13 protein-coding genes are annotated in these 17062 nt (G+C 57.0%); 7 read left to right on the top strand and 6 right to left on the bottom strand.

Annotation, left to right across the window (positions count from 1 at the left end; genetic code table 11):
* Positions 1-32 precede the first annotated feature (32 nt).
* Positions 33-1298, bottom strand: a complete 1266-nt coding sequence (locus tag QUE89_RS03450; RefSeq protein WP_286221849.1) for a malic enzyme-like NAD(P)-binding protein — start codon at positions 1296-1298, stop codon at positions 33-35.
* A gap of 222 nt (positions 1299-1520) precedes the next feature.
* Entirely contained in the window at positions 1521-1745 is a 225-nt protein-coding gene (gene rpmE / locus QUE89_RS03445; RefSeq protein WP_041341598.1) for a 50S ribosomal protein L31, read from the bottom strand.
* Between the two features lie 261 nt (positions 1746-2006).
* On the opposite strand from rpmE, the gene QUE89_RS03440 reads away from it, so the two are divergent.
* The 6 genes from QUE89_RS03440 to hslU all read left to right on the top strand — a co-directional run bounded on the left by QUE89_RS03440 (position 2007) and on the right by hslU (position 10661).
* Positions 2007-4181, top strand: coding sequence for a primosomal protein N' (locus QUE89_RS03440; RefSeq protein ID WP_286221848.1), 2175 nt, complete (start codon positions 2007-2009; stop codon positions 4179-4181).
* Positions 4182-4379: 198 nt separating this feature from the next.
* On the top strand, positions 4380-6089 hold the full coding sequence (locus QUE89_RS03435; RefSeq protein ID WP_286221847.1) for a hypothetical protein: 1710 nt from the start codon (positions 4380-4382) through the stop codon (positions 6087-6089).
* A gap of 146 nt (positions 6090-6235) precedes the next feature.
* On the top strand, positions 6236-7921 hold the full coding sequence (argS, locus tag QUE89_RS03430; protein WP_286221846.1) for an arginine--tRNA ligase: 1686 nt from the start codon (positions 6236-6238) through the stop codon (positions 7919-7921).
* Between the two features lie 9 nt (positions 7922-7930).
* Positions 7931-8575 carry an SPOR domain-containing protein gene (locus QUE89_RS03425; protein ID WP_286221845.1) on the top strand — a complete coding sequence of 215 codons (645 nt, stop codon included), beginning with the start codon at positions 7931-7933 and terminating at the stop codon, positions 8573-8575.
* A gap of 214 nt (positions 8576-8789) precedes the next feature.
* Complete coding sequence (gene hslV / locus QUE89_RS03420) at positions 8790-9320, top strand: ATP-dependent protease subunit HslV (protein ID WP_041341590.1); 531 nt, start codon at positions 8790-8792, stop codon at positions 9318-9320.
* A gap of 12 nt (positions 9321-9332) precedes the next feature.
* Positions 9333-10661, top strand: a complete 1329-nt coding sequence (hslU, locus tag QUE89_RS03415) for an ATP-dependent protease ATPase subunit HslU (RefSeq protein WP_286221844.1) — start codon at positions 9333-9335, stop codon at positions 10659-10661.
* 53 nt (positions 10662-10714) lie between these two features.
* Here the strand turns inward: hslU and QUE89_RS03410 are convergent, their stop codons facing one another.
* From QUE89_RS03410 to QUE89_RS03400, 3 genes are all read right to left on the bottom strand, one after another.
* Entirely contained in the window at positions 10715-11956 is a 1242-nt protein-coding gene (locus tag QUE89_RS03410) for a patatin-like phospholipase family protein (RefSeq protein WP_286221843.1), read from the bottom strand.
* Between the two features lie 118 nt (positions 11957-12074).
* Positions 12075-14381, bottom strand: a complete 2307-nt coding sequence (gene ptsP, locus QUE89_RS03405) for a phosphoenolpyruvate--protein phosphotransferase (RefSeq protein ID WP_286221842.1) — start codon at positions 14379-14381, stop codon at positions 12075-12077.
* Between the two features lie 15 nt (positions 14382-14396).
* On the bottom strand, positions 14397-14927 hold the full coding sequence (locus QUE89_RS03400; RefSeq protein WP_041341587.1) for an RNA pyrophosphohydrolase: 531 nt from the start codon (positions 14925-14927) through the stop codon (positions 14397-14399).
* 173 nt (positions 14928-15100) lie between these two features.
* Here QUE89_RS03400 and QUE89_RS03395 point away from each other — a divergent pair, with 173 nt between their 5' ends.
* On the top strand, positions 15101-15757 hold the full coding sequence (locus tag QUE89_RS03395) for a histidinol-phosphatase (protein ID WP_286221841.1): 657 nt from the start codon (positions 15101-15103) through the stop codon (positions 15755-15757).
* A gap of 45 nt (positions 15758-15802) precedes the next feature.
* Here the strand turns inward: QUE89_RS03395 and QUE89_RS03390 are convergent, their stop codons facing one another.
* Positions 15803-16999, bottom strand: a complete 1197-nt coding sequence (locus QUE89_RS03390) for a class I SAM-dependent rRNA methyltransferase (RefSeq protein WP_286221840.1) — start codon at positions 16997-16999, stop codon at positions 15803-15805.
* Positions 17000-17062: the final 63 nt, after the last annotated feature.

Below are 17062 nucleotides of genomic sequence, written 5' to 3'. Positions count from 1 at the left end.
TCACCGCCGGTTTTTTTCTTTCTGAACGAACGTTAGATAATGTCGTCCATGGACTTCAGCGGGTAGTGCGCAGGGTACGGGTTGCGCGCAACACCGGAATCAACGGCCGCACGAGCGACCGCCGCAGGTACCACCTCAAGCAGACGCACATCCATCGGCTTAGGAATGATGTACTCCCTGCCGAACTCGAAGCTGTCCACGCCGTAGGCTTCGCAGATTTCCTGCGGCACCGGCTCCTTGGCCAGCTCACGAATGGCGTTGACGGCAGCCACCTTCATCTCTTCATTAATGGCAGTAGCTCGAACGTCCAGCGCACCGCGGAAGATGAACGGGAAGCCCAGTACGTTATTTACCTGGTTCGGGTAGTCGGAGCGACCGGTCGCCATGATCAGATCATCACGGGTGGCCAATGCGACTTCCGGGCTGATTTCCGGATCCGGGTTTGAACAGGCAAACACGATAGGGTTAGGCGCCATCTTCTTCAGCTGGTCTGCAGTCAGCAGATCCGGACCTGAAAGTCCGAGGAACACATCTGCGCCGTCGATCGCGTCATCCAGCGTACGCCGATCGGTTTCGTTGGCAAACATTGCCTTGTACTGGTTCAGATCATCACGACCAGAGTGGATCACACCCTTACGGTCGAGCATGAAGATGTTCTCAGAGCGAATACCGCAGCTGATCAGCAGCTTCATGCATGCGATTGCGGCTGCACCTGCACCGAGGCACACCACCTTCGCTTCGTCAATTTTCTTACCCTGCAGCTCAAGGGCATTGATCATGCCTGCTGCAGTTACGATGGCCGTGCCGTGCTGATCATCGTGGAAGATGGGCACGTTGCACTTTTCGATCAGCGCACGCTCAACCTCAAAGCACTCGGGCGCCTTGATATCTTCCAGGTTGATGCCACCAAAGGTATCCGCAATACGCTCAACGGTTTCGATGAATGCCTGCGGGCTCTCGGAATTGACTTCAATATCGAAAACATCAATACCGGCAAAGCGCTTGAACAGTACGCCCTTGCCTTCCATTACCGGCTTGCTTGCCAGAGGTCCCAGGTTACCCAGGCCAAGAATCGCGGAACCGTCCGAGATGACAGCCACCAAATTTCCTTTGGCGGTGTACTTGTACGCATTCTCCGGGTCCTTTGCGATCTCGCGGACCGGTTCGGCAACCCCGGGGCTGTACGCCAGAGAGAGATCGCGGGAGGTTTTGGTTGGCTTGGTGATTTCAACACTCAGCTTACCAGGCCGCGGCTTGGCGTGATATTCAAGGGCTGCTTCTTTCAGATCTTGAGACATTGCCACTGTTCCGTTTGTCACGTTTAAAGGTAATGAACCGCAAAGCACTGCTCAGCGGAGCGCGCCATTATGGCTCGACCGCCCCTAAACGACAAGTGCTCTCCGACCATTTCTCGATCAGTCAATAGGGCTAATTGCGTATGTACACAAACACGACGCCTTTTTTTGGGCAGGCACAAAAAAAGCGCCCGAAAGGCGCTTTCTTTAGCGATGCAAGAAAGATCAGTCTTTCTTGCCACCGGCGATACGGCCGCCGAAACGCTTCTGGAACCGATCAATACGACCGCCGGTATCCATAACCTTCTGCTTCCCGGTGTAGAACGGGTGGCACTGGGAGCAAACATCCAGCTGCAGGTCGTGTCCGATGGTGGAACGGGTCTTAACAACATTACCGCAGGAACAGGTTGCGGTGATATCTTCGTACTTGGGGTGGATACCTTCTCTCATGGCGAACCTCGTTAGGTTATGCCGCTACCCAATCGCGGGACTCTGTGAGTCCGGGCGCCAGGCACCGCATATTTGAATCAATTAAGAAGACGGGGCACAATCATGCCCTGTCTAAAACAGACCGCGAATCTTACTTGTAATTCTGCCATCAGGCAAGCATACAGGGACGCCCTACCCTCCTGAATCCGCTGTTCCGGACGATGAACCGGACAATAAAGGATACGCACATACCGTGACCCCCGACCTGCTCTGGAGCAATCTGTGTCGTCTATCGCCCGAATCGCCCTGAACCGACCACTGAGACGACTGTTTGATTACCGTATTCCGGAGGGGCTGTCGCTGGCCCCGGGGCAAAGAGTGCAGATCCCATTCGGTCGGCAACAGGCCACCGGCTTGGTAGTCGACACCAACGTACAGCCCCCCGACGGCATCACGATCAAACCGGTGAGCGCGGCAGCCGAAGACTGGCCAGCACTGCCTACGGAAACGTTCAGGCTGCTAAGCTGGGCCAGCGACTATTACCAACACCCGCTGGGCGAATGCCTGTTCACGGCACTCCCAACAGCGCTGAGGCGAGGACGACCCGCCAAGGAAAAACCAGTAGTGTGGTGGATCGCAACCGGCTCACCCGACACGTTACCCTCCAACGCCCGCAAACAGAGGGCGCTGCTGGCATGGCTTGCGGAGCAACCTGACGGGGTTCCGGAAAAAGAGATCACCCGGGCAAGCTACACCCGCGCCCAGATCAAGGCACTAGAGGACAAGCAGTTAATAGAGGCGTTTAGTCAAGACACCGGGCACCGAACAACCACATCCCCGGAAATCCATCAGCGAACGCCTCAGCTTTCGCCCGCTCAGCAAGAGGCTGCCAGCCAACTAGCTCACCCCAGCGATGGGTTTGGCGCGTCTCTTTTATATGGCATTACCGGGAGCGGAAAAACCGAACTCTATCTTCATTATCTAAAGATCAACCTGGAAGCCGAGCAGCAGGCCCTGGTTTTGGTACCGGAAATCAATCTGACTCCACAGACAGTCGCCCGCTTCAGGCACTATTTCGGTGATCGCATTGTGGTCTGGCATTCGGCACTGAACGATGGCGAACGACTCTCCACCTGGCTGAAAATTCGAAACGGTGAGCCGGTCATCCTGATTGGCACCCGCTCAGCAGTGCTGCTGCCTTTTACCAAGCTGAAGGCCATCATTGTCGATGAAGAACACGACAGCTCCTATAAACAGGGAGAAGGATTCCGCTACTCCGCCAGAGACATGGCGGTGTACCGGGCACACCTGAACGCCTGCCCGGTCATCCTTGGCTCAGCAACCCCCTCTCTGGAGTCGTATCACAATGCCCGACAGCGAAAATACCAGCTGATTCGCCTGGAGGAACGCGCTGGCAATGCCCTGCCCCCAACCATCAACCTGCTGGACATTCGTTCCCGACCCCTGGAAGGAGGTATATCCCAGCCGGCGCTTGAGGCCATCAGGAAAACCATTGATAGCGGCCAGCAAGCCTTGGTGTTTGTGAATCGTCGAGGGTTCGCTCCGGTTATGATGTGTTTTGATTGCGGCCACATGGTCGAGTGTCCCCGATGCGACACCCGCTTGACCTATCATCGCCGCGATCGCGCCATGCGCTGCCACCACTGCGATTATCAGGCAGCCGCCACGGAGCACTGCCCCAAATGCGAGAGCGATGCTTTCAAACCGGTCGGCCAGGGTACCGAGAGGACCGAAGACATTCTTGCCGCCACCTTCCCCGACACCCCCGTCGTGCGGGTTGACCGGGACAGCACGCAGCGCAAGGGCAGCATCCAGAAGATCCTCGACACCGTGAATACCGGCAAGCCGTGCGTATTGGTCGGCACACAGATGCTGGCCAAGGGCCATGACTTTCCGGGCGTCACTCTGGTCGTCGTAGTGAACGCCGACGGCGGCCTGTTCAGCGTCGACTTCCGGGCCCCGGAACAACTGCTCCAGACCCTACTACAAGTGAGCGGCCGGGCGGGACGAGGCAAGGTCCCAGGCAAGGTACTGGTTCAAACCTGCCACAGCGACCACCCTCTGCTGCAAACCCTCTGCAAGGGCCGATATCTGGACATGGCCGACCAACTGCTTGCCGAGCGCGAAACCGGTCAATTCCCTCCGTTCCGGGCAATGGCCATTTTCCGGGCTGAAGCCGACACCATGGGGCAGAGCCTGCAACTACTGGACTCGATTAAGCCAATGGCTCAGGCACCCGGCATCGACGTCTGGGGCCCGCTTCCAGCACTGATCGCCCGCCGCGCCGACCGACACCGCTCTCAGCTCATTCTGAACGCTGATAATAGAAAGCGACTGAACGTCCTGCTGAAGGACATCTGCAATGAACTGGACCAACGCAAACTCCCGGGCAATGTGAAGTGGATGATTGATGTTGATCCGCAGGAAACTGGCTAAGCCCTCAAAAACCTGACACTTTTCACATTATTTAACACCACAGCCCATCCTTCTGATTTGCATATTTTACCCTTATGCTAATATCCGATCGGTATATTAAACTTATTTTAATTGCAAAGATCATATATGTGATTCTCACGCAGGGAACTCACGTTATGGATAGCCTCACCACCCAAATGGAAAACATGGAGATTGGATATGTCAGGGAAATTCCTTGCGCGAACGTCCGTATTGGCGCTTGCATTTACACTTGCTGCCTGCGGCGGGGATGATGGATCCAGCCCAATTGTGAATGTCGGTTCATCGGACTCTGGGTCGAGCAGCTCTAATAATGAAGGAGGAAGCACCCAAAGGGAGGTCTCACTTGAGCTTGGAACCGGGGCCGCTGACAACTTTCAATCAGGAGCTATCGACCTATCAGCGACAAACCTATCTTCAGGCGGTATCGCGAGAATAGAATTTAACGTCGTTGACGCGAATGCAGACAACAGCATCTACAACGCCCAGGAGACAACGGTAACACTGACATCGGAATGCGAGTCCGCAAAACTCGACACACCACTCGTTACTACTTCCGGCAAAATCAGCACGTCCTATGAAGCTGGTTGCTCTGGCACCGACACCATCACAGCCAGACTGAGCAATGGATCAACAGCAACCGCCGTTGTATCGGTAGCAAGCCAAGAGGTTGGCGCGCTGGAATTTGTAAGCGCCTCACCAACTGCCATTGCCACGCTCGGTAGCTCCGATTCTGCGCGAGCCAGCGTATCAACAATCATCTTTCGTTTGGTCGACAAAAACGGCGACCCGATAGTCGGCCAGCCAGTGGACTACACAATTTCTACAACGGTCGGCGGTATATCTCTAACAGAAACAAGCTCTGACACAATCGCCGATGGTACCGCACAAACGCGAATAAATGCTGGCACAGTCGCGACTGTGGTCAGCGTGACAGCAACATTCGATGTCGACAATGGCGAAGTCATTCAAACAACATCTGACCCTGTTTCCGTCAGCGCCACCATTCCCGATCAGGACAGCTTTTCGATATCAGTGGCGGAAAACTTCCTTCCGAATGCTCGTCGCTACGACGGCGAAACGGTTCAGATCAATATTCGCGCCGCGGACAGAAACAACAACCCTATCAATGACACCATCGTAAACTTTGTAACTTCGGGGGGCGCAGTTCCCAATGAGTGCACGCTAACCGAGGGCGCTTGCGTCGTTGGCTGGGTAAGCCAGGATCCGAAAACTCCAGATAACGGAATCATTGCCATTTTGGCACGAACTGTCGGAGAGGAGAGCTTTCGAGACCTGAACAGTGATGGGATCTACACAGCCGGCACAGACCTGTTTATTGCCAATGAACACGACTCTTCCGAGGCGTTCCTTGATCGAAACAGAAACAATTCGAGAGACCCAGACGAGGAGTTTTTCGATTACAACACCAACAATGCTTTTGACGTAGCCGACGGCATCTACAACGGCACGGCTTGCTCCCCCGAATCCGAAGACGCCAACGATTGCACCACTGCAGTGAAAGAGATTTTTGAGCTTACTTACTTGTACGCGACTAGCGACATTATTGGAATCGACCCGCCGGCAATAATCTCTGCCCCTGGAAATTTATGCTTCGACATTTCGGGAGACTTCTTTGACAGCACGTCCAGCCTCGTTCAGGGCCCACCTCCTGGCAACACGTCCGTCGAATTTTCAACCACAAATGGCAGAATCATCGGCGAAAGCAGCTTCAACACTACGACTAGTTTTCGAACAACTCCGGTAACCCTATGCATAGCTACCGAGTCAGACGGTACAAGTGACTCAGGCACCTTAACCGTGACGGTGACGCCACCCGCGCCGTATTCGGGCTCGCCCTATGTCCAAAACTATTCAATCACCGACTGACAACCCTGCTCAAGAAGTGCAAAAGACCCGGCATTCGCCGGGTCTTTTGCTTGCAACGCCAGTTTCCGCGATAATACCCGGCTCCTATTTTCAACGGGCCCTCTGCCCTAACGCCAATTCTCCAGTAAACCGAGTCATTCGACAGCATGAAAGAGACCGTTTCCGATCTGCTCCAGTCCGCGCTGGCCGCCCTGCAATCCGAGGGCACGCTGCCCGCAGACCAGGCCTTCACGCCGCAAGTAGGCAACACCAAGGACAAGTCGCACGGGGATTACGCCTGCAACATAGCCCTGGTCGCCTCGAAAGCAGCGGGCTGTCCGCCCCGGAAGCTGGCTGAAGCACTGATTGAAAAGCTGCCGGAAAGCGATGCGGTCCAAAAGGTGGAGATCGCCGGCCCTGGCTTTATTAACTTTTTCATGAGCACCGCCAGCGCGTTCGAGGTGGTGAACACCATCCTCGAGCAATCCACGCAGTTTGGCCGGAACCAGACGGGTCAGGGTGAAAAAGTTCAAGTGGAGTTTGTCTCGGCCAACCCAACCGGACCATTGCACGTTGGCCACGGTCGCGGTGCGGCGATCGGCGACTGCCTTTGCCGGCTGCTCGAAGCCAACGGATACCAGGTAACCCGCGAATTCTACTACAACGATGCCGGCGCCCAGATCAACAATTTGGCGTTGTCGGTGCAGTCCCGGGTGAAAGGCCTGACGCCTGACGATGACAGCTGGCCCGCCGATGGCTATCGTGGCGCCTACATCGTCGACGTCGCCAACGCCTATCTGGCCGGCGAAACGGTCACCGCGGACGACCGTGAAGTCACCGCCAAGGCTGACCCTGAGAACCAGGATGCAATTCGTGAATTCGCCGTCGCCTATCTGCGCCGGGAGCAAGATCTCGACCTGAAAGCCTTTGGCGTGCACTTTGACGTGTATTTCCTGGAATCCTCGTTGTACGAGGAAGGCAAGGTAGAGTCCGCGGTAAACCGCTTGCAGGAAAACGGCTACACCTATGAGCATGATGGTGCCATGTGGCTGAAGACCACAGAATTTGGCGATGACAAAGATCGAGTCATGCGCAAGAAGGACGGTGGCTACACCTACTTCCTTCCGGATGTGGCTTACCACCTGGACAAGTGGCAGCGTGGTTTCTCCACTGTGATCAATGAGCAGGGTGCAGACCACCACTCTACCGTAACCCGGGTACGCGCCGGATTGCAGGCGCTGGACGCCGGTATTCCGAAAGGCTGGCCGGACTATGTTCTGCATCAGATGGTGATGGTGACTCGCTCAGGCCAGGAAGTGAAAATCTCCAAACGTGCCGGCAGCTATGTCACGGTGAGGGACCTGATCGACGAAGTGGGCCGGGATGCCACCCGGTTCTTCCTTGCGGCACGTCGGGTTGATTCCCAGTTGACCTTCGATATCGATCTGGCACGCTCGCAGACCAATGAAAACCCGGTGTATTACATTCAGTATGCTCATGCCCGGATCTGCAGTGTCCTGCGGAAACTGTCGGAAGAAGGCATCCAGAGAGGGCTCAACGAGTGTGTCGGCGACCTGTCCTTGCTGACCCTCGATGAGGAAAAAGACCTGGCCAACCAACTGGCCAAGTACCCGGAACTGATTGCCAATTCGGCAGCCCAACGGGAACCGCACCACCTGACGCATTATCTGCGGGAGCTGGCTGGCCAGTTCCATACCTATTACAACGCCCACAAGGTGCTGATTGAGGATACCGCCGTTCGCGATGCCCGCGTCAGCCTCTACCTCGCCGTCCGCCAGGTGATTGCCAACGGGCTCGACCTGCTGGGTGTCAGCGCTCCGGAAGAGATGTAAGCAACCATCATGGCCCGAGATTACGCGCGAAAGAACCGGTCAACTGCTGCTTCAGCAACGCCGCGAAAAAAGGCGGCAAAGCCTGCGCCGAAACGAAGCAGCCGGCCAAAGCCGACCGCACCTGCACGCTCGCAGCACGGCGGACTTTCGGTTAAGTGGATTTTCTCCCTGGCCGCGGTAGGCGGGTTCATCGGCTTTATCGTGTATCTCAATTCCCTGCCTACAGGCGGGCCGCAACCATCGACAGAGGCGCCGGCAACGGAAACCACCGAGGCCCAGCGCCCTGCCGAAACCGCAAAGACAAAAGAGAAGGAAAAGAAGCCCGGCTTCCGCTTCTATGAAATGCTGCCGGAATCGGAGGTGGTGCCACCCAAGGTGGAGGAATACACCCCCGGCCCGGCGAAGCAGGATTTCAACTACCTGGTGCAGTCCGGCTCCTTCCGCCAAAAAGGCGACGCCGAACGCCAGCGCGCCCAGATTGCCTTCCAGGGCCTGCGTGCCAGCGTGCAGCGTATAGATCTGGATAGTGGCTCAGTTTGGTATCGGGTCAACGTAGGCCCGTTTACCTCACGCAGCCAGATGAACTCGGCGATCGACAAGCTGGTCTCCATCAACATCCAGCCCCTGATCCGGAAAATTCCCAAAGAAGGCTGAGTTCCGCAGCTTTCGGGCAGCACTGTCCAAAACACGCTGTGAATACATCCCTGTACGCTCGGCTCCGCCATCCATGGCTCCGCACGGTTTTGGGCAGTGCTGCCCCAAACCTGCAACATGTACCGGGCGTTACAGCGCCTACTCCCACTTGAATTCTCTCCCCAAGCCTCCATAACTGCTCAATACCGATTTCAATCAGGCAATTGGAGCCCAAATGACTACGATACTTTCGGTTCGGCGCGATGACGAAGTCGCCATGGGTGGCGACGGCCAGGTTTCGCTGGGCAACACCGTGATGAAAGGCAACGCTCGCAAGGTTCGCCGGCTTTATAACGGTAAGGTAGTTGCCGGATTCGCCGGCGGTACCGCCGATGCATTCACCCTGTTTGAGCGTTTTGAGGCCCAACTGGAAAAGCACCAGGGCAACCTGACCCGGGCAGCCGTGGAACTGGCGAAAGATTGGCGAACGGACCGTGCCCTGCGCAAGCTGGAAGCCCTGCTTGCGGTGGCGGACAAGACCGCATCGTTGATCATTACCGGCAATGGTGATGTGATCGAGCCAGAGCAAGGCTTGATTGCCATTGGTTCCGGCGGTCCATTCGCCCAGGCGTCAGCTCGGGCACTGCTTGAAAACACTGACCTGTCGGCGCACGAAGTGGTCGAGAAGGGCCTGGATATCGCCGCTGACATCTGCATTTACACGAATCACAATCGCACCCTCGAAGTGCTGTCCACCAACGACTGATCCGGAGCGACCATGTCTGCAATGACACCCCGTGAGATCGTTCACGAGCTGAATAAACACATCGTGGGCCAGGACGAAGCCAAGCGGTCAGTGGCGATCGCCCTGAGAAACCGCTGGCGTCGGATGCAGCTCGATAGCAGCCTGCGCGATGAAATCACCCCGAAGAATATCCTGATGATCGGTCCGACCGGTGTTGGTAAAACCGAAATCGCCCGCCGGCTGGCGAAGTTGGCGGACGCCCCGTTCCTGAAGGTGGAAGCCACCAAGTTTACCGAGGTTGGTTACGTTGGCCGGGACGTGGAGTCTATTATTCGGGACCTGGCCGACATGGCGATCAAGATGCTGCGCGAGCAGGAAATGAAGCGCCATGACAACCGTGCCCTGGATGCCGCCGAAGATCGCATTCTCGACGCCCTACTGCCCCCGGCCCGGGATTTCAAAGAAGACAGCCAGCGTCCGGACGATTCGTCCACGCGTCAACTGTTCCGCAAGAAGCTGCGTGAAGGCGAGCTCGATGAAAAAGAAATTGAGATCGACCTGAGCAACAGCGGTGGTGGCGTCGAAATCATGGCGCCTCCGGGCATGGAAGAGATGACCAATCAGCTGCAGAGCATGTTCTCCAACCTGTCATCTGACAAGCGTAAGACCCGGAAAATGAAGGTCGCCGATGCGCTGAAGCGGGTGAAGGACGAGGAAGCGGCCAAACTGGTCAACGAAGAAGAGATCAAGCAGAAGGCCATTCAGGCGGTCGAGCAGAACGGCATTGTCTTTGTCGACGAGATCGACAAGGTGGCCAAGCGCTCGGAGAACACATCATCCGATGTCTCCCGTGAGGGCGTCCAGCGAGACCTGTTGCCCCTGATCGAAGGCAGCACGGTGAGCACCAAGTATGGCGCGATTCGCACCGACCACATCCTGTTCATTGCCTCTGGAGCCTTCCATCTGTCGAAGCCTTCCGACCTGATTCCTGAGCTTCAGGGCCGGCTGCCGATCCGGGTAGAGCTTCAGGCGCTTACGCCGGAGGATTTCAAACGCATCCTCACAGAGCCAGATGCATCGCTGGTGCAGCAGTACGAAGCCTTGATGGCAACCGAAGGTGTCCAACTGACCTTTACCGATGACGCCATTGCCCGCATTGCGGAAGTGGCCTACAAGGTGAACGAAACCACTGAAAATATCGGTGCGCGCAGACTGCACACGGTACTTGAGCGTTTGCTGGAAAGCCTGTCATACGACGCTGGCGACAAAGTCACCGACGGCTTCGAAGTGACCGCGCAGTATGTGGATGAAAAGCTTGGAGAATTGGCTGAGGACGAGGACCTGAGCCGGTACATCCTGTAATTGTCCAGTTGAGTGGGGCACGGCGATCCGTGTCCCACCTACACTTGCCTACCCTACTGAGCTCGACTGAACAGCTGAGTCACGTTTTCCAGGCCAGAGGCCAGCTTGCCCTTCTCTGCCTGCTTTTTTCTGCCTTTCGCCACATACAGTGGCAGCATCTCACCATACAGACTGGTACTGATCGTGCGCTGCTCGTCTTCCAGGCGATCCCGACGTAGTTTGATACCGTACTTGGCCAGCTTTGGCTCCAACTCATCAGCGCGGTTAAGCAGATCCCGCCGGGTCATCTGGTAGGCATGTTCACACACCATGCGGCGCGACTGGAAACTGAATACGTTGGAGAAAAACAGCTTGGCGTCGTCCCGGGTCGGCTCGAACAGCAGAATGTCTTTGTCCGGATAATCGCGATTGTACTGGGCGATACCTGACTGCATGCGGGAATAGACCATGGTCCGGAACATCTGAGACAACATGTGCGGCATTCCAGAGCGTGTCAGCTCGCCCGGCTTCATGGTGCCGGCGCGAACCGCAGCGCTGGCATCAATCGGCACCTGGGGATTCACAGCAAACACCAGATCGGCACCGTCCTCGAACGCCACTGACGCGTGCAGACCTTTGCGCAGCGTGCCATCCACGTAGTAACGGCCATCAATATCCACCGGCACATAGAGTCCCGGTGACGCCGTGCTCGCCTGGATAGCTTTGGAAATGGGCACGTGATCAAAGCCCGGGGCACCGAAACAGACCGCCTCAGTACTCTCAACATCGGCTGCGACGATGTAGAGGCTGCGCTTGAGTTGGCGGAAATCGTTAGTCCTGCCAAGCATGGTGAAGGCGCGCTTGAGGTACTCGTGCAAGCCCTCGTTATCGAACAGGCCAGCCGGCGCGGCCTGGGCAAGAATGGTCAGTGCCTCCAACAAGCTCTGATCGTAGGGGTTGTTGACGAAACGCTGAACCGCGGTGGACATAAGACCGGGCACGGACAGCAATCGCCGGCCAATCTCCCGGAAAGCCGGCCGATAGAACACCTCGGGATGGAATGGGTGCACCTCGGCTTCATTGCGAACGAAAATTCGGCACAATTGCGCCGTAGTCATCTGATTGGCCAGATTGGCTGCCACGAACGAGCCGCCATTCACCCCGACATAGACGTCGAGATCGTTAAAATCCAGACCATCCAGGGCTTCGTCCAGAGCTCGCAGCGCGCCGATTTCATAGATGCCGCCCAGCGGCCCGCCACCACCAAGCGCCAGGCCTATGCGGGGAGCAGATTGAAGATCGGCTGGATCAGTCATCGTGTTTCCTTTTTCGGTTGGCGTGACGGGAAATGGTTTCCGCACGCTCGAATACCCTCCAACCTAACAGCAGGTTTTAGAGTACACACCCTATAATCGCTCAAAATGCGATAACAGGTCAGGAAAGGGCCTTTTCAGCAAAGGCCACGGTGTTCGATTTCCCCGGGCGGAGGTAGCGCCCGAAACCGGCATTGCGCAACGCCAGATCCACGCAACTCTTGATAACATGGGGAGAATCCAGCAACAGGACGTCTTCAAGCAGCTGCATTGCCCACTCCCGGCTAACGCTACGAATCACCGACTTCACCTTGGGCAGGCTGGCCGCGTTCATGGACAGGGAGTCATAGCCCATGGCCATCAACAAGAGTGCCCCTCCCGGGTCCCCGGCCAATTCGCCGCATATACCTACCGGTTTACCCACAACATGAGCGTCCTGGGCAATCCGCACCAGTGCCTGCAGCACGGCCGGATGATAGGAATGGTAGAGCTGCGCCACTCGTGGATTGTTCCGGTCAACCGCCAGCAAATACTGGGTCAGGTCGTTGGAGCCCACGGACAGGAAATCTACCCGGTCTGCCAGTTCACGGATCTGGTAAACCGCGGCGGGTATTTCCACCATCACGCCCACTTTCGGCATGTGGATGTCGTAGCCCTCTTCGCGGACCTCATGGTACACCCGGTAGATCAGGTGCAACGACTCCTCAACCTCGGAAATATTGCTGATCATGGGCAGCATGATCTGCAAGTTGTTCAGCCCTTCACTGGCCTTGAGCATGGCCCGAACCTGCACCAGGAAGATTTCCGGATGGTCGAGCGTAACCCGGATGCCGCGCCAGCCCAGGAATGGATTTTCTTCCTGAATCGGGAAATAGGTCAGCGACTTGTCGCCTCCGATGTCCAGGGTCCGCATGGTGACCGGGTTCGGGGCAAATGCCTCCAGCTGCTCACGATAGTACTCTCGCTGTTCCTGCTCAGACGGAAAGCGGTCCTTGATCATGAACGGAACTTCGGTGCGGTACAGACCGATGCCTTCGGCCCCGTGCGACAGCGACCGGACCACATCAGTCATCAGCCCGGTATTCACCAGCAGTGACACACGATGGTTATCGGTGGTCTCGCACGGCTTGTCCCGAAGCACCTCAAGACCGCGAATCAGCTCATCTTCTTCGTCGTAGATGGCCTGATAAAAGGCCCGCAAATCATCTGACGGCGATGCAAAGATCTGGCCCTCGAAGCCGTCGACAATCAGTTCTTTGCCATCCAGCTGGTTTACCGGGATATCCACCAGGCCCATAACGGTGGGTACGCCCATCGCGCGGGCCAGGATCGCAACATGTGAGTTACTGGAACCTTTAACAGACACCAACCCCACCAACTGCCCCTTGGGCACTTCCCCGAGCATAGCCGGTGTCAGCTCCTCGCTGACCAGCACCGTCCGCTCCGGATACTCAAGGTGCAGCTGCTCCCCCTCCTGCAGATGCGAGAGCAGCCTGCGGCCCAGATCTCGTACGTCGACAGCGCGCTCCTGCAGATAGTGATCGTCCATCATTTCGAAATGACGGATGTACTGTTGGACCACCTGTTTCAAGGCCCCCTGGGCCCAAACCCCAGCGCGGATATTGTTGGCAACCTCGCCCGGCAAGGCTTCATCACCGAGCATTCGCAGATAGACATCAAACAGCGCCTGCTCTTCTGGCCGAAGTTGCGACGCCAGCCGATTGGCGACCCGTTCGATGTCCTCCCGTACAGCCTTCACGGCAGCACGGAACAGCTCAAGTTCCTGATCGATATCGTCAGTTGGTTTCTCTGGCACCACATCCAGATCGGCGGACGGATAGACCACCACACCTGCGCCGATGGCAACGCCGGGAGCGCCCGGCACACCGTTGAAACTGACATCCCGAGCCTCTTCGCCGGTCAGCGACAGGCCACTAATAGCTCCGGTGGCCTCGCTGTGGGCGATCACCCCTGCCAGTTGGGCAGACACGGTGACAAGGAAAGCCTCTTCGCCTTCGTCAAAGCAACGGGAGCTTTCACGCTGCTGGACGACCAGGACGCCCAGCACGCGCCGGTGGTGAATGATGGGCACACCCAGGAACGACCGGAATCGCTCTTCACCGGTCTCCGGGAAATAGCGGTAGCGGGGATGCGACGGCGCGTCTTCGAGATTGATTGGCTCCTCACGGGAGCCAACAAGGCCGACCAGACCTTCGGAATAACCAAGGCTGACCTTACCGACAGCCTTGCGATAGAGGCCTTCGGTGGCCATCAGAATATAGCGGTTGGTAGCGGGATCCAGCAGGTAAACGGAACAGACCTCTGTCCCCATGGCCTTTTGCACCCGCGAGACAATGACATCCAGCGCCTCCTGCAAATCGCGGGCGCTGTTTACCTCTTGTACAAGACTTCGCAGTATGCTCAGCATGGCGGGGTCAATCCGTCATTTCTGGTGTTCCTTTGCGTTCCGGTTCTGCTCATGCCTGCGCCACTGCTCCATGTTGTAGAACAGCCGAGGCGCGAGCTCTCGCAACGCACGTCGATACACTTCCCGTTTAAACGATACTACCTGACCCAACGGATACCAGTAGCTAACCCACTGCCAGCCGTCGAATTCCGGTGAATCGGTACCGTCCACGCACACTTGCGCATCCGGCGATAACATCCTCAGCAGGAACCATTTCTGTTTTTGGCCCACACAAACGGGGTGCGAGTTATGGCGTACCATCCTCCTCGGAAGCCGGTACCTAAGCCAGCCACGGGTACAGCTGATGATTTCGACATCGCTAGCTCCGAGACCGATTTCCTCTCCCAGCTCCCGGTACAGTGCCGCCTCCGGTGATTCATCATGATTGATGCCACCTTGGGGGAACTGCCAAGAGTCCTGCCCTATTCGCCGTGCCCAGAGAACTTCTCCCCGGTGGTTGGCCAGAATGATTCCGACGTTGGGTCTGAAACCGTCTGAATCAATCACGGCACAGTCCTCTCAAAAGTCGGCGGACCGGTTCAAAAAATGACCGGTCAGAATTGTCCAAGTTGCTCTCATTCTTGCAGAAACCCAAGGGTACGGCAAACGAAGCCGCATTCCGCCGGTCGTGCTAGACTAGCCGACCTAAGGCAGGCCACGTAATCACCGGAGGTAACAGCTTGACGCTCGCAATTTTTGATCTGGACAACACGCTTCTTGCTGGCGACAGCGACCACGCCTGGGGAGAATTCCTGGTTGAAGAAGGCATTGTGGATGCGGAAGAGTATCGCAAGGCTAATGACCGGTTTTATCAGGAATACCTGAACGGCGAACTGGATATTCTTCACTACCTGGGCTTTGCCTTGCAGCCGCTGGCAAGCCACAATCTGGATCAGTTACTGACCTGGCGTGACTCCTTTATGGACAAGAAGGTCCGGCCGATGATGCAACGAAAGGCGGCTGAACTACTGGACAGCCATCGGGCGCAGGGCCACACCCTGATGATCATCACCGCCACCAACCGTTTTGTGACCGAACCGATTGCCGAGGCACTGGGCATTGAACACCTGATCGCAACCGAGCCTGAGCTGGTGAACGGTCGCTACACCGGCGAGGTTGCCGGTGTGCCCAGTTTTCAGGATGGCAAGGTTACTCGCCTGCAGGATTGGCTTACCGCCTACGGGCATGACCTTGACGGAGCCTGGTTCTATAGCGATTCCCACAACGACGCCCCCCTGCTCCGAGAAGTCGAAAACCCCGTCGCCGTCGATCCGGACCCAACGCTTGAGGGGCTGGCCCGGGAAAACGGCTGGCAGATCCTCTCTCTAAGGGACTGACGCGGACGGGCCCTACCCCTCGAGGGCTGGGGCAGCCCAGCACAATCAGAAGAAACCGGTTAGAGACCGGACAAAGCTGGACTTGATGTAGTCAGTCTCCGGAATACCCGGAATGACCGGGTGGTCCGGCGCCTGATGCCCCTGCTCCAGCAGCTGCACAAATCGGTCGATTTTCCGGCCGCTGCTGCGGATGATATCGGTTAGCCGATCCTGGGACAGGTGCATGGAACAGGATGCCGATACCAGAATACCATCCCGCTCGAGCAGCCGCAGGCCCAGTTGATTCAGCCGGGCATACGCCTGCTCACCCGCCTTTTGGTCACGACGCCTGGGAATCAGCGCGGGTGGATCAAGCACGACGATGTCGAATTTTTCTTTCTCGTCGCACAACGCTTTAAGCGCCTCAAAGGCATCGCCTTCAATAGTTTCCACGTTATCAAGACCGTTAAGGCGAGCGTTGTGATGCACCGACTCAATGGCCGAGGACGAGCTGTCGACACAGGTAACCTGGGTGGCGCCGGCGCAGGCGGCCTGAATGCCCCAACCGCCCACGTAGCTGAACACATCCAGCACTCGTTTCCCAGGAGCATAGGATTGCAACCGCTGGCGATTCATCCGGTGATCGTAGAACCAACCGGTTTTCTGGCCGCCTTCAAGCGGCACTTCGAAGCGTACGCCGTTTTCCTCCACCTTCAGCAGAGACACCTCAGGTCCATGAGCCTGTTCAACGTAGGTCTCAAGCCCCTCGACCTTCCGCATCTTGCCATCGTTCTTCAGGATGATCGCGGTGGGGTGGGCCAGGCGCTGAACTGCACGCACAATGGCGTCTTTCAGCAGTTCCATGCCAGCGGTGGAGATCTGCACCACGACGGTATCGTCAAAGCGATCAATCACCAGTCCGGACAGGCCATCGCTGTCACCGAACACCCAACGGTAAAACGGCCGGTCAAACAGCTTTTCCCGTAGCGACAGCGCCGTTTCCAGGCGATCCGTCAGGCGCTTGGGCGTCATGCCGTGACTGGCATCCCGGCTAATCAAACGACCGCAGATCAGCGCATGGGGATTGACGAAAATTGTTCCCAGCGGCTTGTCATTGGCGGCCCGCAGCTCGGCCTGGGAGCCCGCCTCAAATTCTGTCAGCGGCGAACGCCGGGTATCCACTTCGTTGCTGTAAACCCATAAGTGCCCCGCCCGCAGCCTGCGCTCGGCGCCTTTGCGTAAATACAACACTGGGAAATTCATAAAGGGCACCTGGTAGAGGAGAAAATGGGGCGGGGATTATACATGACGGGGTGAATCAGACAC

It is taken from the genome of Marinobacter sp. LA51 (assembly GCF_030297175.1).
Classification (GTDB): domain Bacteria; phylum Pseudomonadota; class Gammaproteobacteria; order Pseudomonadales; family Oleiphilaceae; genus Marinobacter; species Marinobacter apostichopi.
Note: the sequence above shows the minus strand (reverse complement) of the source record. Positions and strands in the feature narration are given on the sequence as shown.

Coding starts and splice junctions, on each gene's coding strand:
- QUE89_RS03450 (WP_286221849.1), bottom strand. CDS start 1,298: ATGTCTCAAGATCTGAAAGAAGCAGCCCTTGAATATCACGCCAAGCCG.
- rpmE (WP_041341598.1), bottom strand. CDS start 1,745: ATGAGAGAAGGTATCCACCCCAAGTACGAAGATATCACCGCAACCTGT.
- QUE89_RS03435 (WP_286221847.1), top strand. CDS start 4,380: ATGTCAGGGAAATTCCTTGCGCGAACGTCCGTATTGGCGCTTGCATTT.
- argS (WP_286221846.1), top strand. CDS start 6,236: ATGAAAGAGACCGTTTCCGATCTGCTCCAGTCCGCGCTGGCCGCCCTG.
- QUE89_RS03425 (WP_286221845.1), top strand. CDS start 7,931: ATGGCCCGAGATTACGCGCGAAAGAACCGGTCAACTGCTGCTTCAGCA.
- hslV (WP_041341590.1), top strand. CDS start 8,790: ATGACTACGATACTTTCGGTTCGGCGCGATGACGAAGTCGCCATGGGT.
- hslU (WP_286221844.1), top strand. CDS start 9,333: ATGTCTGCAATGACACCCCGTGAGATCGTTCACGAGCTGAATAAACAC.
- QUE89_RS03410 (WP_286221843.1), bottom strand. CDS start 11,956: ATGACTGATCCAGCCGATCTTCAATCTGCTCCCCGCATAGGCCTGGCG.
- ptsP (WP_286221842.1), bottom strand. CDS start 14,381: ATGCTGAGCATACTGCGAAGTCTTGTACAAGAGGTAAACAGCGCCCGC.
- QUE89_RS03390 (WP_286221840.1), bottom strand. CDS start 16,999: ATGAATTTCCCAGTGTTGTATTTACGCAAAGGCGCCGAGCGCAGGCTG.